This window comes from Virgibacillus indicus (assembly GCF_002266285.1).
GTDB classification, from domain to species: domain Bacteria; phylum Bacillota; class Bacilli; order Bacillales; family Amphibacillaceae; genus Virgibacillus_K; species Virgibacillus_K indicus.
This window is the reverse complement of sequence record NZ_NPMS01000003.1, coordinates 155,847-178,187: the sequence shown is the minus strand read 5'-3', so window position 1 is coordinate 178,187 and position 22,341 is coordinate 155,847. Positions and strand designations below refer to the sequence as shown.

Below are 22,341 nucleotides of genomic sequence, written 5' to 3'. Positions count from 1 at the left end.
ATTCTCCTCACATAAAAAAAGCCCTTCTCTTCAAAGGCTTCAATCACCAAAAGTTATCGTGTGATGATGGTGGTGTAGATACCTCTTCTTTTTTTGACTTTTCTTCTTTCAAACTAGTACTCTTCATGTGGATACTCTCCAAATTTGATCGTTGTAAATCCTGGTCTATCTTTAATGGGCTGGATGGATTGTCCTGCTTTATTAAATTGTCTGATTTTATGGGATCAGCTTCGTGTTCAGTTACTGCTTCTGTTAAAACGTCTTTTGTTGGTGTTGTTAAATCTTTAGGGCTATTCTTTAAAATACGTTTTGTTTGCTTGATCAGACCAGCCCCGGAATTTCTAAGTTTGGTAGTGAGCCGCTTATCTTCCCATTCTCGCAAACCCTGCCAGTTCTCGGGGACAATATCTCCTACAGCAAGGGATGGCTTTTGCATTTGACCATCGTACATCATTTTGTGGATATAGTTATACTTCGGTAAGTTGTCCATGATGTCAGTGGGATCAAATCGATATTCTTCTGATTCTGTATCCCGATAGGAATCCGGGAATAGGACTGGCATGAATATCCGATGTTTATAGGTGGATTGTCTAACGATTATTTTGTCTTTTCCAAACTCATCTGCAAACTCCTGTGCATCATCAGAGGATACACCACCAAAGCATAGCTTGTTTCTGCAATTTGTCATAATTGTTTTCTTCATGGCTCTTGCACCGATCTTCCCTGATTCAATTTCCAGTTGTCCAAGGGACTGTGTTGCCAGAATACCGGAAACTTTATATTCGGCAGCAAGGGATAGGAAAATCTCCACATCCGGGTTAATATAACGAGAATATTCATCCACGATCATGAAATGTGGGATTCGTGATTTTTCTGTTCCTTCACGACGGAATGTGCCATTTTGTAGGTGCATGATGATGAACTGGCCAAATGCATCCCCAGCAGACTTCAGTTTTCCTAGTGATGTATTGACAATAAGGACTCCACCTTCTTCAAAATGCTTATCAATGTCCATATCACTTCTTCCTGTCATAATCTCCCGAAGCATATCGTTACTTGTGATATTCTCTAGCTGTGCCCGAAGCCCAATGACAAATTGGCGATATTTATCGGCCATGTTACCTAAAAGTTCCGCTTCAAAGAAATGGACTAGATCTGTAACACCGTCCCGTGCTTTTAAATCTTCCACTTTTTGCTTTAATACTGTGGTATCACGCAATGTGTTCATGACATCAATAATATCCATGTCGTCCCCGTGAAGTTCTTTAAGAAGCTTCGTTACGTTTCTCGCTGATAATTCCTGTACAGTCGCGAAGAAGGCATCTTGTTTGCCAAAAAGACCTTTTAATACAACGACCGTTGCCTCTGCAACATCGTTGATTTCCCCTTCCATCGGATTAAACCGGTTACTTTCATTTATTCGTTCCGGATCAATATAGATATATGGAATATCCAATTCATCACAAAAGCTCTTTACTTTTCTTGCAAAGCCGCCCTTTGGCTCAATGACTGATAAGCCCAGTTTTTTCCCTTGTTTCTTTTGCAGCAATAATTGGTAAATCATTGGTTCCAGAATGGATGCTGTCTTACCGGAACGGGTTGCACCGACCACAAGCATATGGGTGAAAAAGTCCTTTCCTTTCCAAATAATCGGTATATCTTCATGTTCCATCGAGTTACCCAATACGGTGACAATTTCGTTGTTTTTTCTATGCTTTGATTTTTTCAATTCCTTTTTGAATTCCGTATATCCTTCTGCCGGCTTCTCTCTGATTCGCTGATTACCGCGCTTTTTTCGATAAGAAAATTCTGCACGCATATACATTACGTTCAGGTAGATTCCTAATAGTACGAACAAGACCAACGACAGCTTCAGCATGGAATCATCCGTGATGATGGTTTCCCATTTCCACTTGGAATAGATGAAGCTGGAGATGCTCATTACCACCAATAATGTAAATGACACGGATACCAAACGATCCAGCTTTTTATGTTCTGTTTCCCTTACTTTCTTTAGGATGAAGTAAGAAAGCAGAATGACTGTACCGGACCCAATTGGGATGATGGGGGCTGGGATGAAAACCTCATTGAACATCAGTGTAAAACCTGCTATTGAAAACAGTAGGAATAATATTGACACGGTAATGATTATCTATCTCACCCTCTTTCTACAAAATAAAAAATACCGCTGTGGTAGCGATACAGTTTTGTTTGAATTATTTAGTTTTGATTAATGATATTTCACGGTGTCTTTCCGTTTGAAATTTTCAAGAGATAATACAAAAGCCATTTCATCTTTCATCAAGTCACGCATTACCTTTAGTATCCGCTTCTGGATATAGGGCTCAAATGTTTCCAGCTCACTGTTGAATGCACCCTCAGAACTGGTTAACCTTGTTATTTCCATTAGTTCCGGCATAATATCGTAGGTTTTATAGCCTTTATTACTTTTCTTCGGCACAATTATTCCTCCATTTTTAGATTATTGTGTGCTGCTTTAATCTCACCTTGTGTCACTTCAATGAAATCCACGTGATGAACACTTTCCAATAGGTTTTGATGAATTGCCTTCAAGTTTGGCTCTGTCACGACCAATACCTTCCTTCCGTCCATTCCAAAGTCTTCTTTTCGGTACCGTTTGATGTTATAGATTTTTACTAAATCTGAATCCAGTAAATTAACCAGATATTTTTCTTCCCCATTGTGACTCACTACCTGGTTTAATCCTTTAAATACTTTTCTACTTTTAAAAGACGTTTTGAAGAACAACTTGGGTTTAAGTACTTTTTCCAGGTAGGAATTGAATTTCTTTTCACTTCCTTCGAATGCAGTAAGATAGTCTTTTCCGAGTCCTCTTGGAAAAACCTTAAAACTTTGGCTTTTGACCACCTCGTCACTGTCTTTGAACCTATTGATGATTGATTGAAAACTACCACCTCCCCTGCAAATGAATAGATAATCTCTAAATTTGTGCATAGCTATTTCAGAAGCAATCTTTTCTACATTTTTGATACTGGTGTTTTCCAGGAATGAATAGAGAACAAATTCCTTATCCGATGAGTTTTTTACGATTCCTTGAATGTTAACTCCACGATTTAAATTATGCTGCTTCTTCGCATCTCTACTATCTTGTACCTCCCAATTTGATTGTCGCAGTGTCATAAGGATTTCGTTTGTCATGAACAAGAATGGTAAATGCCGAATCCTGACCCGCAGATCATAAGCTCTTCGTTCAATAGAATAGCCCTGCTTTCGCAAGCAGGCTATACCCGTTTCGGTGATACGGTGGTAGTTTCCCTGTCTGCATTGATTTGGATTATATCCTTTAATTGGAGTTGTAATAATGTAACCGCTATTTCTTAGGGCACTCAACTTTTTGTATGTGTACCATTTGCTGATATGGTAGTAAACCATGATTTGTTCGGTACTCAATGCCCGGAAATCGTAAAGCCCTTTTAATATTTCGACATCTCTTGGTTGGAGTTCTTTTACAATTGATTTTGCCATTCTTTCACCTGCCTTTTGCTGTGCGTAAGGGCTGTTTCGTTTCGTCTTTTCTCCGTTAGACTATGAACTGACTCAACAAAACTTCCCGTTTTTAATACATCATTTGCTTGCTCACAATTTCGAGCAAAAAAACCTTTTGTATCAATTGTTATTTAAGCTACTCATATATCCAACATCTTAGAATATTGGACTGTCTAATATTACGTTTTGTCAGATTCTTTAATATTGGATATATAAGATCTTTATTTTTAAGAATCCAACTTAATTGTAAATTCACTCCCATATTCCAGACGTTTCATCCATGGAAATATTGCTCGGTTTAACCAACGTATTAGCTTGTTTTCCTTTGCTAAATTCCTTTTCAATCTCTTTCTTTTCACCTGCCTTAGGAATCTGTCTTATCACTTGATGGTACTTTTCCAAATAGGCCAGAAAGTTAGACAGATTACTTCTCTCCAACAAGTAGACTTGAATGTGATTTTGATTATCGGAATATCCTTCTTCAAATATCGAGATATTCTTCCAGCAGTCATCCTTAATAATGTTTGTATGACGGATGGCATCAATGATTACCTTTCGATTTCGATTATCCAGATCACGGATCCGTTTATCTTGAAAGTAGTAACTGATAACAATGCTCGCCTTATCGAATTGAGTAATATTTTTTTGATTTTCATTAGATTCATTTGTAATTCGGTAATAGTAATTTCGAACAAAAGACATGTATTCCCTATCATTCTCTTTATACAATGGCAGTAGCCCATCGTAGGAAAATTGAAATACAGGATAGTCATTGGTTGTTAATGGTGAAATAGCAGCCATGGGATTCGATTCCCCATCCATGTTGGGTTCCTGTTCATACATGCGTTTCATCGTTTCTTCCCTAAGCCTTTCTAGGCTTTTCAATATCTCCATATAATGGCTGTTAGACAAAAACTGCACCTCCCTTCATAAGTGGCAACGTCCGACGTTCTTATCCATCAAAAAAGATTGATAAATCAATATTTCTACTGAACAGCGTCGGACGTTAATGCTATGCTGACAGAAAAAATCAATAACGTCTGACGTTTTCAATAGGAAATCCATGTATTCCAAAGGCTTACACCATTAAATTACGTCAGACGTTAATATTTATGGCAGCGATAAATTAAAATTCTCCAAATAAGTTAAAGGATCTACTGCTACGTCATTTATCAATATTTCAAAATGAAGATGCGGTCCTGACGAATGTCCAGTAGATCCGATGACTCCAATTCTTTCACCTGCCTTCACTTCGCTTCCAACAGGAATTCCTTTTTGAGCCAAATGTGCATATCTTGTTTTCGTACCGTCTCCGTGGTCAATCACAACCATGTATCCATAACCTGATCCATTTTCCAAACCACCCCCTATCGTTCCATTTAGCTCACTTACAATGACTGTTCCGCTACGAAAAGCTACAGCAGGCTGACCATATATTCCAGGTGCAGCTATATCGATACCAGCGTGTAATCTTCCCCAACGTTGGCCAAAAACTGATGAAACTACTTTTGTAAATGGAACCACCCAGGCTGTTTCTCCTTTTATTTCAACTTCATTTGTGTTTTCACAATTCATTGTAAGACCACCTAATTTTTCAACGAAATTCAAAACATTAGGTACCCAGTATTGATTCAAACCATCCGGGTCATTTTCAGCACCAAGGGGAGCGTAAACACTTCCTAAGTCTTCTATCGTAATCAATCCATCCACGATGATTCTGTTATGAAGGGTGTGCCCCATCGATTCAATTCCTTCATCCAAAGTGGAAAAAGTCATCAATCCACTCCCATCCGGGTTCATAAGTCCCCCTGGATTGTTTCTGAAGATTAGAGCGTCCGATGTACCTCTAGCTGTCTCATGGATAGAAATAGAGAGCATAAGTACTGGATCAATTCCAGCATTTTCAGCAACTTCTATAAATTTATCTCCGCTTTGCATCAGATATCCACCATCTATTTCAAGAGTTTCGGTCCAAGAATCAATATCTATTTCCCCTGTCACACTACACCTTCCTATCCCCCAATCAGGTTCTTCTTCGTCAAACTCATCTAAACCAAAGTCGAAGAATAAATAGCCGATAGCAAAAAATAAAATCATCATAACAATTGCTATGATGATTAATAAGATAACGGGTATCCCTAAAAGAAAATATTTCTTCAATTGGTTTCCCCCTTATTCAAATTTCAATTTAGTACGGGGCATTTATTAAAATATCCGCCACCATCCACTTTCCATTAATCCTCTCAAGTAAAAGTGAATAAACATCCGTTATCAATTCACTTTCTTCTTTTTCATAATCGAACACTTCTCCATTTATTTTGATGATCCACACAATCTCATTTGTATTTTCAGGAGTTCCAAATGGTTCATATATTTCAGCATCAATAAATTTCCGATACATTTCCGACATCGTCCCACTCTCTGGATTTTCCTTCCAGTGGGAATACAGTTTCTCTGTCATATAACTTTTGCTTTTTTCAACGTAATCCAGAGGGTATTTCCCATTAAAATTGTAAAATACCTTCACAAATTCCATTGCTCTTCTTTTCGACTCTTCGACATCCTCTTTCCCATATTTACTTTCATAATTGGGAGGAAACTCTGATTCATCCTTCTTTTGAGGTTCAATATTCTTAAATCCCTCATAACTCCCATCAAGAGGTTCCCCTTTTTCTGCTGCATCAATTGGTTCTAAGTTATTCTCCCTTCTTATTTCTTCTTTCTTTGATTTGTATTCATAATCATTTTCTGGTGAATTATTATCAACGAACAATTTGTTATCTGCTTTACCTACTTTATGACTTTTCTCTTTTTCATTTATACCTACAAAAACACTAAAAACAATGAGAGTTATAGCAACTCCCATTGCGGTATAGATAATTATGGTTTTCATTTTTGAACTCAAGTATTACTCACCTCTATCCCAATCTTTCAAGTTGGCATATTCATCTTGGTGACTGTGTTCATGCAAATTATTTACAAGCATGTGGTTTTCCAATGATGCTAAATTAGCATAGCTGTCATCATATTCCGACATAATATTGTTTTCGTCTGAATAATTATGCTTGATATCTGACTTACCACTCAGGTGTGAATGTTGAATCTCTTTCTCAGCATCGACTTTAACCATTTCTGGTGTATCTTCTATCCAATCATTCGCAGTAGGAATTGGAACTTTCTCTGGTTTAGACTCCATCTGTTCAATAGCCGGATTCGCATTGATATCTGAACTCTCTTCCATCCAATCACTTGTTTTCGGTACCTGTTGTCTTCGTACATATTCTTCTTTGCTTTCCACTTGATTACCAAGCAAACTTTTCTGTTGTATCTGTTTATTCGGCTTTTTACCTTCAACCATTAATGCAGAGTAATTCTCTTTTGTTCCAGCTTCTTCTTGTATTTTTTTAGAATCTATAGAATGGGGATTCGGTTGTTCATTCATTGAAACATCTTTGGTTCCTTCTTTATCAACACTGTCAAGTACATCGTCAGTTTTTTCCTGCGTATTGTTACTCTGTGTTGTATCATTTATAAATTTATTCATATTATCGGCTCTATCGTTTGAAAGGTTATTTACCCGGGGCGTTGCATCCTGTTTACCATTTAAACCTTTTAGCTCTGCTAGTTGATGTGCTCTTTTTGCTTGAAAAGCGCTATTTGCAACTTCACGGACATCTCCTTCTCCAGTAGCCATCTTTCCTACAGAACCGCCTATATTAGCTCCAGCCATTGCACCGATACCACCGGTGGTAACTGCCCCCACAGCTAGTCCAGTAGCGGTAGTTGTGCCATGCACTCCTTTTTTCAGTGGGTTTGTAACTGCACCCATTCCTTCTCTCAAGTCATTAATTCCTTTTGTTCCAGCTGAAAAAATATTGCTAATTCGCTTTCTCAGCAAAAATATAAGCATGAACAAAACAAAGTGGACGATTGCCACAGTTATATAACTGAAAAAAGCATTTCCTCCACTGTTATTCACTGCGAAATCCGCTTGATAAAGTAACTCGGAAAGCGCAAAAATAACCAATGCTGCAAATGAAACGAGCATCTTTAATATTAAAGGTAGACCTAGTTCAATAAAGTATCTTTTTAGAACATTAAATTGGCCTGGTATTGCACCTATTAATAAAGCGAATGGAGCAAATAGTGCAATAATCATAAACCAAAATTGAAACAGAATTAATGTCAAAGCGAGAAAGTAAATTGGTACTGAAGTTATCCCGTTTATTGATAAATACATTGGTGTAAATGATAATCTTTTGCTGATATTGCTATAGGTAACATATTTATTTCTCTTAACATCTTTTTCTTTTATAATTGCTTCATAACGAGCTTCAGACTTTGGTTTTTGCTTTAGAACTTCTTTAACACGATTTACAGACTGATTTCTATCCCCATTCTTATCCAGTTTTTCCAAACTAGTTTCTCCATACATCATGTATAAATATGGTCGGTCAACGAACATAGACCATAAATTATCTCGCATTTTGTTCTGTAGGTTCTTTTCATTCAAACCAGTAGGTGTGTCAGGTATTATTAGATTTGGATTATTTCTATCACCATTTTTAGGTTGACTATGAGTGCCCGATAAAATAAGAGCACTCGCTTCTGTAGTTACTTGATTTAACCCTAATAGAAATGATGAATAGTTGCTAAATAACAAAACTGCTATTGTTAAAGCAATTACAGTTTGAAGGATTGTAGTAATTGAACTGAACATAGACCGTTTCCATATTAGGACGTAAACTGCGTAAATAACCGTTATTACTGCTACGAATTTTGCGAAATTACCAAATAGACCTGAATTTGAAAAAGCACCTGTTCCTGTAATTCCAGTTATAGGTGCCATAATCTCATCTAATTTATTTATGATGCTATTAACAAACTCAAAATCATAGGCAATATCCAATGCTGTTATCATCATACGAGTCATAAACATATTTAACTCAAACGCAGTATTCGTCAAGAAGTTAAAGAGCTCATTCATTTTTTGGCCAAATTTATCTTGCATATCTAAAAACCAAAATTTATCCTTAGTTTCTTCCCATATCCCTTTGTCTTCACCAAAATCTTCTGGAACAGCATCTAAATAATAGTATGATATTTCATCATCTTTGAAATCGCCAAATTGCTCTTCAGTATCGGCAGCTAATACCACCCCAGGCCTCCAGCATATTATCACAATAAGAATTGTAGATAATAATTTTGTCAATTTAACATATGGTTTCATATTTTAGGCAATAAAAAATAATCCCTTCAATTTAAAAAGGATTATTTTTGAGCTTTACCTCCTCTCATATTTAATTATTACTTAATTATTACTTTCATAAGCATGAATAATAGTACCTGAATTTTTATCCTTTATTTGATCTGGAATTATTGTTTCTAAAAATTCTTTTACGACCCATTTGCCATCTTCATTTTGAATCAAACTAATATAGTTGTAGTCCCCTGAGTTCTCATATGTTTTATATTCATTCCAAGGCTCCACTCTATAAACTACTTCCTTAGTCTCTTTATTAAAAGCATCACCATAACGCCTGATTTCATATTCGTCATCAAGTTTATTAAAAGCTTTAAATTTATCTGGATGTTGTTGTTTGTAGTTTTCAAATTCCTCAACTTGAATTAATTCATCAGCAGATACATCAAGTTCGTTACCTTCCATTCCAATTACATACTCCCCAATCGATTCTTTACCTTTAGAAGATAGCATTTCATAAATCTTGGGAATGTTTAGTTCAAACCCTGCCTTATAAAATTCTATCGCAACCTTATCAGTCTCCTCGAAAATCTTATCTACTTCATCTTTTCCCTCAGCTGTCTCGTCTTTATTACTGCATCCGGCTATCAAAACAATTGATAAATAAGTCAGTACTAGAATCTTAATTTTATTCATCTTCATTAGAACTTACTCCTTCCCTATTATGAAATTCGCATCATCTCTCTTTTGCGCTCTTCTTCGGTTGATGTAGATGAGTCGAATGCATTTAATAATTCTCTAAAAACAGGGTTTACGTGTATTACAGCTGATCTGCCAAAAATATCTTGGAATAGTGCGTCTCCCCGTCCAAGATTCTTAAGAACTTCTATATTCTCCGGTGTTTGTGGAAGATTGAAATAATTAAGCATCTCTTTAGCCTCTTCCGTTTTCCTTAATCCAAAACTAAATTTCATTCCCATGTTAGCTACATCCTGGCCATGGTCTGAGGCATTTTGAGAACCTTTGATGAGAGTCGTATTATAATACCTTCCCATCCTTACTATGAAATCCATTAATTCTGAACCAATAGCACTTCTCTCAATTACACTCGCTTCATCCTGAAGGATAAATTTGTGGCGCATACGATCACTTTTAAACATGTATTGTTTTGTAAAAGCAGTTAGCGATATCATAATAGCCTCAGCAATTTTATGCTGCGGACGGATTTTTTTCGCCGTACCACTAGGTAAATTCAGGTTCTGAACCATAAGCACTTGAATTGGTCTATCCGTTTGTAGAACCTGAAAATCTTGTCCAACTTCCCCAAATAACAGGCGTGCTAACTGGTTACGACTCAACGTTTCTAAAGTACCCTTCAATTGTTCAATTGAAATATATTTTTGTTCAGTCATATTATCTGGCTTGTTCATATATAACTGTTCCAAGTACGCGATAACAGCACCAATACAAGGATCATCCTCTTTTGATACTTCTTCGATTGCCTCACTTAATATCGCATATGAATCATCATGGATATCAATATTTGTTAAATACGACAATATATCCATACAAATATCTTTGGCTTCTTCCAAACTTGCACTTGTTCGAAAGGGATCAAGCGAACCAGCATCCCCTTCCTCGGAACCGATTTCCCAAACAGAGATAAATTCTTCGGGTATAAAAGGTAATCCCTTTTCCCATCCCTTTCTGTCACCTTTAGGGTCAATAATCAGTCCTTGAGAACCAGATAAGGTTGATAGATAGACAAACAAATTCATCAGAAAGGATTTTCCCTTACCAGTCATCCCAGCAACCAAAACAGATATCGAATCGAATATATTATTCATATTTTCATATGCTTTAGCAGCAAGATCCGGTTTAATAAATACCGGCTTTTGGAATTGCTTGGTATATCCTATATAAAATCCTCTGTTGTCGCCAATATTCGTTGTTGCCCCAAACATCATTCCAGACAGAACGTTGGGTGAAACGTGCATTTGATAATCCGTATTATACTTTTTGGAACCTGGTAAGGTTTCAATCATTAAATTTAATTGTTCACCGTATGGCGATAGAATTGCTATGCCAAATCGTGAAAGTTCATTTATTAATTTATCTACCCGTGTTTTTAACGTTCTCTTATCTTTAGCACTTACCTTAAAGACAAATGAACAATTATAGGCTGGTTGGGCTGTTTGCTTAAAGTAGTTTTCCATTTGAATAGCCCCTCTTTCAGAGCCCTCAACACTTAAATCAATGTTCTCAGCACCTTTACGTGCTTCCTCACGCTGATCCTTAAACTCCAGCCTTGCATTTGAAAGCTTCTTTCTCACCAATTGGTTTGATTGGTGGTCTGCACGAATAGAGATATTCACCGGAAAAGGTATCTGTGAATGGATATGATATAGCCATTCGGAACCTGGGTGAACGCTTACATCATTCATGTTACTGCATATTAAATATTGTGTATATAGTTCTTCGACCTCATTATCAATGATCTTTTTTAATAACAATGTCTTTGGTCCATTTTCTTCAATGCTGGCATTTTGTAAATCTACAAATGCCTTTTTATTTGGCCTAATCGCTGGGTGTAGCGTGTTCTTGCTAGTATCCATTCCTTCAACTTCTTCACCTGATACGAAATCATTTCTGTATGGAACATCCTTATTTGAGGGTGTTACTGAATATGTTTTTTCAATTAAATAAATTAACTCCTTAGTTCGAGCTGGTTTAACCATGGAAGAAAATCCATCAATCAAATTGTTCACAAGGCCGTCTGCCTGCACTTGGAATGCTTTCATTATATCCAAGGGAATATCATAAGGTTCTAAACCAACTGCTCGATATACGGGAGAGTTCAGCCCTTCCAAAAAACTCTTAAACGCCAGGATCGCATTATTCCCTATGTTAGATGATTGATATTTGTTTTTGGCTGGGTCCAACTGTATTCCCAAATAATAAACGTATTCACCTGATTCATTCATTGAACGCTGCCTGGTTAATTGTGATTCAACCTGCTGCATAAAATCAATACCATTTTGTTTTAGTGGATAATCCAACTGTTTCATTTCCTCAATCGTTTTGGATATAACCCCTTCAACATTCATCGGAGTGGGATCAATCATAAAATGCAAATCATACCCATTATTTGATAGGAAAGCCAATTGACGTTGAAACGGCTTCAATTTATCATCAAAATCTAAAAAATCGTAACTAAATCCATCGATGCGATAATATGCCCATACAGTCTGGTCATGAGAAAATACCAAATTTTCCTCCACATGCTTTATTGGAAACTCAAGAACACTAGTTGACATGAAATACTCCTTTCTACTCGTTTTCTACCTATAAGTTACATAACCCTTGTAAACATGTTTCTTTCTTCTGAAATTATCTTCTTTGATTCCTAGCGTAAAATGACTGTAAAACTGAAACGTTGTCTCTTTCTCTATTTCCTTTCCCCTAACGTAGGTTACCCGATTAAACTTTCGTAGATGATACTGGAATAATGAACGAAAGAAAGCAACAGGTGATCGATTTTCAGTACCGATGTCAGTCAGAAGCCACGCGAGTGTAATCGGTAAGGCAATCAAAATGCCAACTGGAATCCAACTAATGAACCTTCCCAAAACGGGGGTGAAATACCAGATGACTTCTGCCAAACCGATTACCATTGCATAAAGAACACCTTTTAATGGCACTGGTCTTCCGAGTTTCATTCCAAATATCTGATATAACTTTCGATCGAATTTCAAAAAATTATTGATAAAATACAACGGGATTTTTCTATTCTGTTCCTCCATGTTTTCACCTCAAAATCAGGACAGCCCCATTAAAGAAAGAAGGGCTGCCGTAATCACTTATCCACCCAGATTAAGCTTATTCCCTAACCATTCAGCCAAAGACAAAATTGTATCCGGATTAATAATGAAAATACCGATAAATGCCAGACCAATTATGGAAACCACCAACATGATCCATGCTCTTTTTACAATACAAACTATCATTAATATCGCCATAGCAAAAAATAGCACATATCTGATTTCCGTCGAAAACCAGTCCCATAATGAACTAATACTCACGTTAGCTCCTCCTGTTCTAATTATTTATTTTTTCAGCATTGATATTTGAAACAACATAGCGATCCTTTTCCTTAGTAACAATCAAATGAAAAACAGAATTGAGTTGGGTATTTAATTCTGGGTCCTCGAAGGTGACTTTTGTAATAACAAGATTTTCATCTTTTGTTTTACCTTTATAGACCTCAGCTTCCTTTACCTCAACAAAATGCATTGTTCCATTCATTCCATTCGGGTTTTCCTTATCAGTAAGGATATATCCGAGTCTGTCCTTTTCGTCTTCTGCGTAGCTCGCAAAGAATGTATCCAAAAAGTTTTTTATATTAACTACCTTTTTGCTATCCTTCTCAGTTGAAAGATTGGCGTCAGATTGTTTCTCTACATCTGTTTTCTCTTCAATGGATGTAACATATGGCAATTCATTAACTCCATAAGTACTGCCGTTATATGTTAGAGGCACCACAAAGTATTTAACAATTGGTACGGTCTCTGTTTCGATTTGGGTTCCCTCCACTTCTTCTTTCTTTTCGTCTTTCCCCTCTTTTTTTTCTTCTACTTTCTTTTCGACTTCACGTGACATTTCTGCCGAGACTTGAAATGTCATATGAACTGAATTGCTGTCAATCTCCTCCATTCTTTTAATCACACTATTATTGTAAATTGCGTCCCACACAACGCTTTCTTTAATCAGTCCGGCCTGTTCCTCTAAACCTTCAGCTATAAAACCAGAAAGTCGATTCGCTCTTTCTTCCCAACCTTCACTGCTATTGCTCCAGGTGAAATAATTCTTGATGAAGTCCTTTGCAAATTGAATAGCTTCTGGTTTAGTTGAAGGATTAACCTCTACATTTATTTCAGTTTCTTTGGCTTCTGAAGAAGTTGAATCCGATGTAATAGACACTGCTACAACCAGAAACATGAATGCGAATATCAACCAGAATATCAATGCCCCAAACTTTCGAAAGGCATATGTCTTAGGTCTCTGTTGCTTAGCCTTTTGAGGTCTTTCACTCGAAGCAAATACTCTTTTTAACTTTTGAAGCACTGAGACCCTGTTTTTATTCTCCTCATTATGATTTTTCTTCTTTTTTTTCATTGGTTAGCCTCCTTCCTATAAGGATTGATTATATTTTTTTACTTGTTCCAAAAACCACGAAGAGAGCAATAATAATCAGGAAAGTGGTAATTGCGCCATATTTGACCAGTGACATATCATAAAGCCCCACAATATGACCTTTAAACTCTTCCCACAGTGGTTGAATACTTGGAAATTGCTCAAGCACAATACTTCCTACAATGAGGAATAAAAATATCCCTAATATAAATCCCAATAAAAATCTAATCACTTAAATTCTCCTTTCGTTAAAAGTTAGTGCAATTAAAAATAATCCAGCGAGCATCACCCCCTTTTAGAAATAAAAATACTCTGCTTTATAAGCAGAGTTAATTCATTGCTTTTCTTATACTGTTTTGATTTCCACCCTTTGATCTCATCAATTGAAACCATTGAACAACCTTCTCGTCACTTACTCCTCTCTTTTTAGATACTTCTAACATTCGTTGAATCGTTTCTACCTGAAATAATTCTTCAGGAACTATTGATAGTTCGTTTATCCTCCGATATATTTTAGAATACCTTTTCTTCATACGATTTGGCTGGAAGCGATACCTGTTATACAGAAAAACAAGACAATTATAGATTACAAGTACCCCAAGCACTGTTAATGCTTTGGGAAGTGAAAATATCAAAGAAGAATAGATGGTAACAGGAAAAAACAAAATAGCTGCCAATCCTTTAGTTATCATTGCAAGGTATATCCCAAATGCAAACAAAGTAACTAAAACAAGGATGACAGCTTTTTTCATTTGTTTCTTGGATACAATTTTTCTATAATAAATCTTTGGCTGGTTATTACTCTTCTCTTTTCGATGAAGTGATTTCCAATCTTCATTCATTTTTCTTAAAACCATAAGTAGCTTATATGTTTTTTGAATTGACCACTTTTTCATTTATTCACCACCTTTTCAAAATTAGTAATCATTATCCCCATCAATGATAATTATGGACCGGTTTCTCAATTCTATCTTCAACATTTGGATAAATTCTTTTTCAAGATTTAGTTCCAATGCCTTCATATATGCTTCCAAAAGATTTTCAGTGGATAATTCTTTGATCATACATTAATCAGATCCTTTGTTTTATGCATGGTTACTAATCTACTTCCACACCGAAAGATGCTAAAAATGCATCCGCAGTATCTGCAACTGCTCGTTCACTTATTTCATCTTCTCTATCTCCGTTCTCTCGTTTATCCAGCACAATACCTTTTTCTATCTTCTCCAATACATTGAGTTGCATTTCTTTGATGGTTGCCAGCTCATTCAATAAACTTTTGTGAAACTGTTGGATATCCCCATCATGGATTTGCTTATACGCTAGTTTCAGCAAGCTTCGAATAGTCTCACTTCGTTTATTATTGGGCAGCTGTTCCAGATAATTATAAAGTTCTAAATCATTCTCTGTCAGACGAAAACTATATCTTTTCTTCCAATTGGATTCCATCATTCATTATCCTGACTTTTTCTTTTGATGTTGTTGTGAAATTGCTTTTCCAAGTCGTAAATAACCAATTGAATTTGCAAATTGGCATTCTGTAATTAACTTTAATCTGTTTTCGAAGTGTGGCTGGATATATGGCTCAAATAACTCTCCACCCCCACCAGCCAAAAATAATCCATCAAATAAATCACTTTCTTCAGCCCATACTGCCTTAAGACGATCTGCAATATTGGTTGCTATAGATTGTTTACTGGCATGTATCAACTCACTAAAATCAATATGGTCACCTTTATACCTCAAAATTTCATTCACCAAGATTCGGTTTATATAAAACTCATTTAGGTCAGCACCACCGGTTTTAGCTTTAAATGCTTGCCTGATATCTCGATGAAGATTGACAGTACCTTCATCCACTGTTCCAGAAAGCTTAGCAATAGGAACAAAGGAGCCATTTTCCTGCATTTCAACTACAACGTAATCCGTCGTCCTGAATCCAATATCTATTAAAGCAATAAGACTATTCTCTCCCATTAAATAAGGATAGTTATATTTTCCTTCATGATTGATAAGAGCAGAAAAGATTGCTGATGCCCCTTGAGGGAAAATCATTGCCTGATTAATATTAATTCTCCTATTCTTACCTGCCCGTGGTCCCGTATGCCATTTCATCTCTGGCTGGATTCCTAATATCGTTTTACGAAACTCCTTAGCCTGTGATTGGTAGAAATCCAGGGGTAAACCAGTTGAAATTGCTACATTTTCCTTTTCAGTCACCAACTGGATGGCAGTATTTAATAATATTTGAGTGTATAGATGACTAAATCGTTCACGTTCGAATATTCGGGAAACCGACCGTGATTCTGTTGCCAATTCCCCCACGAAATAATCTTGATCAAGATAATCGATATAAATACTCTTCATATCATTTGGCGTCCCCCCAAGTACACTAGTAATACTTCTATCGTATCCTTTTCCAACAAGAGCCGGAAAAACAATCCTTTTTCCTGAAGAAGAAATTGTTTTTACGAATCCATATCCTAAATCAACCGCAACATGTTCCAATTCCCACATCTCCTTTCAAAAAATTATTTTACTTATTAGTGTGCAGATTCTTGAACCAAAACTTTCCTGGGCTGGTTCTAAATACTCTCTAGCTAACAAGGAAAATCATGAATTGTTATAAATTCTTGAAGATACTGACACTTTTATCCACATATCCACAGAAAAATATAAAACACTCTATACCAACTTTAGGTAAAGAGTGCCTTAGTATTCGAGGTCAAAGAACTTATGAACCATGAAGAGAGCTTTTATCTGATCTACCCGCACTATACAAGAATTAACCATTCTTGATAACTTCTGTGTGATCTAAAGCATTGGAAGTTTCATTCGTTTTTAGTTTTTCCATATTTTCTATGATAATCTCTTCCATTTCATTAACCCAGTCTAAACAATCATGACAAACAAACTGATTATTCTTCAGCCCACCATCATCGACCACATTCTTACAAATCGAACAATTACTATAATAAGTCATGTTTGAATCCTCCCTGTTTGTCTTTTATTCAGCCAATGAATCCCCAAAAATAATAGACTTTCACAACTTCTGTTCATTTGTATATTAATAGAGTGAGAATACGATCCTTTATAAAAAACGAGCTAATTATTGTTATATCAACGATTTACGCAATTCCTGGGTGTGGTAATTTTACCACACATGTGTGGCATTTTTGCCACACCCCCTAGACACATTTATCCCTTCTTTTTCAATTGTAGATAAGTTTTTCTTCGGTATAATTTCCCAAATTCACTTCCATTTTTCAGCCATAATTTCCATTCAAGATATACTTTTTGGCGCTCCAATTTGTCGAATTCCATAACCAATCTTGCTAAGGTAGCGTTTATTCGATTGCGATCACCTGCATATATAATTTCCGGATTCATGAACAATGGACGTTGTGTAACATTCCTCTTAAACTCCTTAATTTCCTGTATATCAGCAAATTCAAAGAGCATGCCTTTTTTCAATAATGCAGCAACGATTTTGCTTGTTGCCGTTCTTTCCCTTCCAAGATAACGAGCAATTTCAGAAAAAAGCGATTATCTTTGTGGTTGATAATCGCATTAGAATGTAATTGTACTAATGGCATCATGGATAATAAAAAACCTAATTCACTATTACTTAAATGCTTCGTGCGAATAATAACATCTAAATTCTCTTGGATTGCCTGACAAAATCGTGCTTTATTTTTCCCTTTGATTTTATACAAACCATACCCTACATTGTTCGCCTTGCTCTCTTCTAATGAGACGGTACTTAATTGAATATTTTTCAACTCATCTTTTTGCTTCATGGTGTTACCTCATTTAAACTTAACCTCCTTCTTTCCGCGTCATAGAACAGGATGCGTTTTGCTAGCCTACTATTCCGTTTTCTTGTATCATTTTTTCCGACAGCCATCTGAATTGCCTCGTTTGTTCCTACAAAGACCATCTTTTCCTTTGCTCTAGTAATCCCTGTATATATCAAGTTTCTTGCCAGCATCGTATAATGACTTGTTGTTACCGGTATAATGACCACTGCTGCCTCACCACCCTGAGATTTATGAACCGTTATGGAATAACCTAATTCCAATTCTTTTAAATCCTGCCTATGATATTTAATGCTTTTTCCTGCGAAATCAACTTTCATTATTTCGAAAGACTTCCTATCCTTTTCCTCATGCGTAGATATCTCAGAGATTATGCCGATGTCACCATTGAATACTTGCTTATCATAGTTGTTTTTAATTTGTATGACCTTATCACCTTCACGAAAAACTCTTTTGGATACCTGGAGCTCCTTTTTGCTATTATTAGCCGGATTCAAAGCCTCTCTAAGCTCATGATTTAAAGCGATTGTGCCAACCACCCCCTTCTTCATTGGGCTTAATATTTGTATCTCAGATAACGAATATCCTAATTCAGTAAAGCGAATTGCGCTCTTCACTATTGTTTGATTAATTCTTTCGGGGCTATTTTGTAATATAAAAAAGAAGTCATCACGGTCTTCATTAACGATGATTGAGTTCCCTTTATTCACTCGATGAGCATTGCTGATTATCTGACTTTCCTCTGCTTGTCTAAACACTTTGGTTAATCTTACTGTTGGTAATCCAGCGTCTATCATGTCTCCTAAAACATTTCCTGGGCTGACTGATGGCAGCTGATCAGTATCGCCAACGAACAGTATTTTTGTTTTGTTATCAATAGCCTCCAGAAGATGGTAAGCCAAGCTCAAATCTACCATCGACATTTCATCTATTACCAATAACTTGCATGTCAACTTATTTTCAGCGTTATATTCAGGTGGCTGCCCTTTCCTGTATCCTAACAGTCTATGAATGGTAGACGCCTCACACCCCGCTATTTCAGATAACTTTCGACTTGCCCTTCCAGTAGGTGCCACTAAGCTAATTTCGTTATTTGAATATACTTGTTTATAAATATCTATCATGGCTCTAATTACTGTTGTTTTTCCTGTTCCCGGTCCACCAGTCAAAATCAAGAGTTGCTTTTCAAACAATTTTCTAATTGATTCTCTCTGTTTTTCGGACAGTATCAAACCATGCTTCTTCTGATATTGTTCCAGACGCTTTTCTGAAAAAGGCATGGCTCCGCCATCTCGTGAACCTCTCAAATTCGTGAGTTTCCGAGCTAGTTTATCCTCTTGATAATATAAGAATTTTGGGTAAACACAACCGTCTTCAATGACGATATATTTTTCTTCCAAATTATTGATACTATTTTGCAATTCTTCCATTGTAATCTTTTCAGATTCACTGGAATTATGATTCAATGCTTTTTCTGTTTCCTTGTACAAATTAATATCTTGTATATAAGTGTGACCTGTTTTAAAGCACAGCTTTTTAAGCATATATTTTAAGCAAGCTTCTATTCGATATCCCGATGCAGGCATAAGACCCATTCGCTTCGCGATTTCATCAGCTTTCAAAAAGCCAACCAAATCCATATCCATTAACTTATACGGGTTGATTTTGAGTATTGACATAGAGTCTGAACCGTACTCTTTATAAACCCGAAGCGCCATGTTTGTAGTTATCCCGTATATTAAAAGTGAAGCTACTACTTTTTGAACTTCAAACGTGGATACGACGCTTTGCACTATCTTTCCTGCGCGCTTAGGTCCAATCCCATCTATGCCCAATAAACAAGATTCACCATCATTGATTATCACTTCCAGTGCATCTTTACCGAAAACATTCACAATTGCGTTAGCTTGCTTTTTGCCACAACCTTTAACCATTGGGGAACATAAAAATGCATGAATCTGTTCCTCGTCTTGCGGAATGACCCGTTCCCATTGTTCCAAAATTAATTGCCTGCCAAATTTGGGGTGTTTTTCCCATGTACCTTTAACTGCTAATTCTTCGCCCTTTTCAATTCCATAGATACTTCCTACAATTTTTATCTCCTCTTTGTCAGTTTTTAGAATAGCGATTACAAAATCGTCGTTTCTATACAGTATTTTTGAAATATAGCCTGTGAATTCAATCATTCCAGAGCAACCTCGTTTCTAGTCGATATCCATCTTTTAAATCGATAGATGAGATCTGTGGAAGAAAAGGCTGATAGTATTTCGGCAGTTGTTTTTTCCTTAAAAAGAATCTTGAAAAGCTTGCTGGGCATAGAAACTGTAATCCTCTTATTTTTGATATAAGACCTAACCTGATCCATAAAAGTGTTTGTTTTGTTATTCATATTTGCTAATTCGTGTCCCACATTAGTATTCATGTTGTCTAATTCATCAATCGAAGCTTCTTTGTTGGAAGCATCCTCTTTATTAATTTCATACAATAACTGGTCCTCTGCTTTTATCTTTTCTTCATAAGATAGAGTTTCCTCCATCTGAAGTTCAACTTCTGGAGACAAATCAACCTGTTGAAAAAAGAAGTCGATCTCAGCTTGAGGAATGTTCATTTTACTTGGAATTGCAATTACTTTAGGTACCCTCTTTGTAATTAAGTGCCACAAATGGCTCGGCAGGTAGTGGAAATTCGCATCCAATTCAACAAGAATATACCCTGGTAGAACACTGCTGATTTTTCTTGAATTATTTTTAACCGCTTTCAATTTATCTGTAACTAATTTTATGTTATTACGATATTCTTTAATTAAACTGAGTGAGTCACTATCCTTGTGGCGTTTAAGCTTTTCACATGCCAAGCGCAAGTTGCTTAAACTATTTTGCAATCGCTGTGCGTATAAATGAGAGGTGATTTCTTCTAGTGTAATATTTTTGCAGTCTATTGAATCTATATTATCTTTCACCACTTGAGTATAGGATTCCATTGCATAGATTGCCTTGATTGAAGTTTCTCTGCTTTGTTGCAATACTTTTTCCAGCATTTCTTTCACAACTATCTCAGAACCTGTGTGTACTTGTACTGCAAAAAAGGTCATTTCCTCCACTCCTTCCTATTTATTAGCCCATTAAACTTTGTGGACTCTGTATATTGATTTCTTCTGCTGAAATACTGTTATTATTTATCCACTTAAACACTTCATCTCTTGGATATCGTGCAGTCACAAATTGCGATTTTGGAAAACCCGGGATAGCAACAATTTTGTTTACTGTTGGCTCCTTTACTTGAAAAATCTTGATCAAATCCTTTTTGGTTAATAGATCCGGATAATAATATTTGTCCTGGCCATCTTTCACACCCTGCTTGTACGCTTCGATAAATAACTCTTTTAGGTTTTCTTCCAACAACTTCGCTTTGAGTTCATCAAGGGTAAGCTGCATTAGTTAAATCCTCCTTTGTAAATTTTTAATAATGAACTTCTATCAAGATTTTCTTGTCTGACGAATAAAGTATGATATTCTTGTACATACTGATTAAAAAAAAGAAAAGATATATCCTTTTCAAGAATTTCAGCAAGCCTAAATGCATCCTTTATCCGAGGTATTGAGTGCCCGTTTTCCCAATTTGAAACGGTTGACTTATTGTAATCAATCCTTTTTCCAAGCTGTTCCTGAGTTAATCCTTTCACTTTTCTAGCATAAATCAGATTTACATTTTTCATTTTTCACGCCCTTTGAATTATTTGTTTGATGTATGACTTTCTTGTACTATTGATTCCAGTATAAGTATGAAAATATTGTATGTCAACAGAAAAGTATAAAATACTTGTACTTTTATTTAATATATATCTAAATATATAGCTTTTTGTACCAATATAAGTATGAATTTTTTGTACTTGAGCAATCAAAATATTAAAAAATCAAAATATTAAAAAATCAAAATATAATATAATAATAAGTATAAGAAGCTTGTACTAGATGTATAAAGTAGGGTAAAATATATTTATAGAGTGAAGTGAGGTGTTGCGAAATGTTAGCTACGAGATTACGGGAAATGAGAAAGCAGAATAAACTTACGCAAACGCAGCTTGCGGAGAAGGTTGGCACTAAGAAAGGAACTATTAGTAATTATGAGAACGACTATAGTACACCTCCAAACGATATGTTAAAAAAGTTATCTAAGGTTCTTAATATTTCTTCCGATTATCTTTTGGGTATAACCGAAGAAAAGAGTGATTACGTGAAGGAAGATGAAGCATTTTACGATGCAATCACTGATCCAGACCTAAAAAGGTGGTACAAAGAATTACCCCGTTCAAAGGAAGAAGACCTTCGAAAACTACGACAAATGTGGGAGATTATTAAAGATCAAGGAAAATAAAACGTGTTTTAAATGATTATTCTATAATAGGAACTTTTACCCTATCTATTAAAAACAAAATAAGATAGGGTATTATTAGAACTATAAACAGAACATACATTCCAGTAGTTATGACTTAAATTTCTAAATATTGGAACTTTTATAGTTTTATTCACGTATTTGGAAATACAGGACCTGTAATTATTTGAAAATATAGTTGAAATGACACCTTAGATTTTTCCATAA

24 protein-coding genes are annotated in these 22,341 nt (G+C 35.9%); 1 reads left to right on the top strand and 23 read right to left on the bottom strand.

Going from position 1 to position 22,341, the window contains the following annotated elements; genetic code table 11:
• Positions 1 to 43: 43 nt before the first annotated feature.
• The 23 genes from CIL03_RS08475 to CIL03_RS08360 form a co-directional block, all read right to left on the bottom strand.
• On the bottom strand, positions 44 to 2,095 hold the full coding sequence (locus CIL03_RS08475; protein WP_240508028.1) for a type IV secretory system conjugative DNA transfer family protein: 2,052 nt from the start codon (positions 2,093 to 2,095) through the stop codon (positions 44 to 46).
• A gap of 135 nt (positions 2,096 to 2,230) precedes the next feature.
• Positions 2,231 to 2,461 carry a hypothetical protein gene (locus CIL03_RS08470; RefSeq protein WP_094885399.1) on the bottom strand — a complete coding sequence of 77 codons (231 nt, stop codon included), beginning with the start codon at positions 2,459 to 2,461 and terminating at the stop codon, positions 2,231 to 2,233.
• A 2-nt stretch (positions 2,462 to 2,463) separates the two neighbouring features.
• On the bottom strand, positions 2,464 to 3,507 hold the full coding sequence (locus CIL03_RS08465; protein ID WP_094885398.1) for a hypothetical protein: 1,044 nt from the start codon (positions 3,505 to 3,507) through the stop codon (positions 2,464 to 2,466).
• A 273-nt stretch (positions 3,508 to 3,780) separates the two neighbouring features.
• The gene (locus CIL03_RS08460) at positions 3,781 to 4,440 is read right to left on the bottom strand and encodes a RusA family crossover junction endodeoxyribonuclease (protein WP_094885397.1); all 660 of its coding nucleotides are present in this window, start codon (positions 4,438 to 4,440) and stop codon (positions 3,781 to 3,783) included.
• Between the two features lie 198 nt (positions 4,441 to 4,638).
• Positions 4,639 to 5,688: a M23 family metallopeptidase gene (locus CIL03_RS08455; protein WP_094885396.1), complete on the bottom strand. Its 1,050-nt coding sequence runs from the start codon at positions 5,686 to 5,688 to the stop codon at positions 4,639 to 4,641.
• A 28-nt stretch (positions 5,689 to 5,716) separates the two neighbouring features.
• Complete coding sequence (locus CIL03_RS08450; protein ID WP_094885395.1) at positions 5,717 to 6,433, bottom strand: hypothetical protein; 717 nt, start codon at positions 6,431 to 6,433, stop codon at positions 5,717 to 5,719.
• A gap of 3 nt (positions 6,434 to 6,436) precedes the next feature.
• Positions 6,437 to 8,758 (bottom strand): CD3337/EF1877 family mobilome membrane protein, encoded by a 2,322-nt coding sequence (locus tag CIL03_RS08445; RefSeq protein ID WP_420855399.1) that lies wholly within the window; start codon positions 8,756 to 8,758, stop codon positions 6,437 to 6,439.
• 81 nt (positions 8,759 to 8,839) lie between these two features.
• Positions 8,840 to 9,433 carry a hypothetical protein gene (locus CIL03_RS08440; protein ID WP_094885393.1) on the bottom strand — a complete coding sequence of 198 codons (594 nt, stop codon included), beginning with the start codon at positions 9,431 to 9,433 and terminating at the stop codon, positions 8,840 to 8,842.
• 20 nt (positions 9,434 to 9,453) lie between these two features.
• On the bottom strand, positions 9,454 to 12,048 hold the full coding sequence (locus CIL03_RS08435; RefSeq protein ID WP_094885392.1) for an ATP-binding protein: 2,595 nt from the start codon (positions 12,046 to 12,048) through the stop codon (positions 9,454 to 9,456).
• Between the two features lie 24 nt (positions 12,049 to 12,072).
• Positions 12,073 to 12,534 (bottom strand): TcpE family conjugal transfer membrane protein, encoded by a 462-nt coding sequence (locus CIL03_RS08430; protein WP_094885391.1) that lies wholly within the window; start codon positions 12,532 to 12,534, stop codon positions 12,073 to 12,075.
• A gap of 57 nt (positions 12,535 to 12,591) precedes the next feature.
• Complete coding sequence (locus CIL03_RS08425) at positions 12,592 to 12,813, bottom strand: hypothetical protein (protein ID WP_094885390.1); 222 nt, start codon at positions 12,811 to 12,813, stop codon at positions 12,592 to 12,594.
• A 16-nt stretch (positions 12,814 to 12,829) separates the two neighbouring features.
• Complete coding sequence (locus CIL03_RS08420) at positions 12,830 to 13,906, bottom strand: conjugal transfer protein (RefSeq protein WP_094885389.1); 1,077 nt, start codon at positions 13,904 to 13,906, stop codon at positions 12,830 to 12,832.
• A 28-nt stretch (positions 13,907 to 13,934) separates the two neighbouring features.
• Complete coding sequence (locus tag CIL03_RS08415) at positions 13,935 to 14,156, bottom strand: hypothetical protein (protein WP_094885388.1); 222 nt, start codon at positions 14,154 to 14,156, stop codon at positions 13,935 to 13,937.
• A gap of 97 nt (positions 14,157 to 14,253) precedes the next feature.
• Positions 14,254 to 14,820 carry a hypothetical protein gene (locus tag CIL03_RS08410; RefSeq protein ID WP_094885387.1) on the bottom strand — a complete coding sequence of 189 codons (567 nt, stop codon included), beginning with the start codon at positions 14,818 to 14,820 and terminating at the stop codon, positions 14,254 to 14,256.
• 21 nt (positions 14,821 to 14,841) lie between these two features.
• Entirely contained in the window at positions 14,842 to 14,988 is a 147-nt protein-coding gene (gene sda, locus CIL03_RS08405) for a sporulation histidine kinase inhibitor Sda (protein WP_094885386.1), read from the bottom strand.
• A gap of 34 nt (positions 14,989 to 15,022) precedes the next feature.
• On the bottom strand, positions 15,023 to 15,373 hold the full coding sequence (locus CIL03_RS08400) for a hypothetical protein (RefSeq protein ID WP_094885385.1): 351 nt from the start codon (positions 15,371 to 15,373) through the stop codon (positions 15,023 to 15,025).
• 6 nt (positions 15,374 to 15,379) lie between these two features.
• Positions 15,380 to 16,432 carry a ParM/StbA family protein gene (locus CIL03_RS08395; protein ID WP_094885384.1) on the bottom strand — a complete coding sequence of 351 codons (1,053 nt, stop codon included), beginning with the start codon at positions 16,430 to 16,432 and terminating at the stop codon, positions 15,380 to 15,382.
• Between the two features lie 277 nt (positions 16,433 to 16,709).
• Positions 16,710 to 16,907: a hypothetical protein gene (locus tag CIL03_RS08390; protein WP_094885383.1), complete on the bottom strand. Its 198-nt coding sequence runs from the start codon at positions 16,905 to 16,907 to the stop codon at positions 16,710 to 16,712.
• A 487-nt stretch (positions 16,908 to 17,394) separates the two neighbouring features.
• Entirely contained in the window at positions 17,395 to 17,724 is a 330-nt protein-coding gene (locus CIL03_RS08380; protein WP_094885381.1) for a hypothetical protein, read from the bottom strand.
• The gene (gene recD2, locus CIL03_RS08375) at positions 17,721 to 19,928 is read right to left on the bottom strand and encodes an SF1B family DNA helicase RecD2 (protein WP_094885380.1); all 2,208 of its coding nucleotides are present in this window, start codon (positions 19,926 to 19,928) and stop codon (positions 17,721 to 17,723) included. Before recD2 ends, CIL03_RS08380 begins: the two co-directional genes overlap by 4 nt.
• Positions 19,925 to 20,833, bottom strand: a complete 909-nt coding sequence (locus CIL03_RS08370) for a transcription termination/antitermination NusG family protein (RefSeq protein WP_094885379.1) — start codon at positions 20,831 to 20,833, stop codon at positions 19,925 to 19,927. Before CIL03_RS08370 ends, recD2 begins: the two co-directional genes overlap by 4 nt.
• 22 nt (positions 20,834 to 20,855) lie before the next feature.
• The gene (locus CIL03_RS08365) at positions 20,856 to 21,176 is read right to left on the bottom strand and encodes a hypothetical protein (protein ID WP_094885378.1); all 321 of its coding nucleotides are present in this window, start codon (positions 21,174 to 21,176) and stop codon (positions 20,856 to 20,858) included.
• The gene (locus CIL03_RS08360; protein WP_094885377.1) at positions 21,176 to 21,457 is read right to left on the bottom strand and encodes a helix-turn-helix transcriptional regulator; all 282 of its coding nucleotides are present in this window, start codon (positions 21,455 to 21,457) and stop codon (positions 21,176 to 21,178) included. Before CIL03_RS08360 ends, CIL03_RS08365 begins: the two co-directional genes overlap by 1 nt.
• 308 nt (positions 21,458 to 21,765) lie before the next feature.
• Between CIL03_RS08360 and CIL03_RS08355 the strand changes: the two genes are divergently transcribed.
• Entirely contained in the window at positions 21,766 to 22,116 is a 351-nt protein-coding gene (locus CIL03_RS08355; RefSeq protein WP_094885376.1) for a helix-turn-helix domain-containing protein, read from the top strand.
• Positions 22,117 to 22,341: the final 225 nt, after the last annotated feature.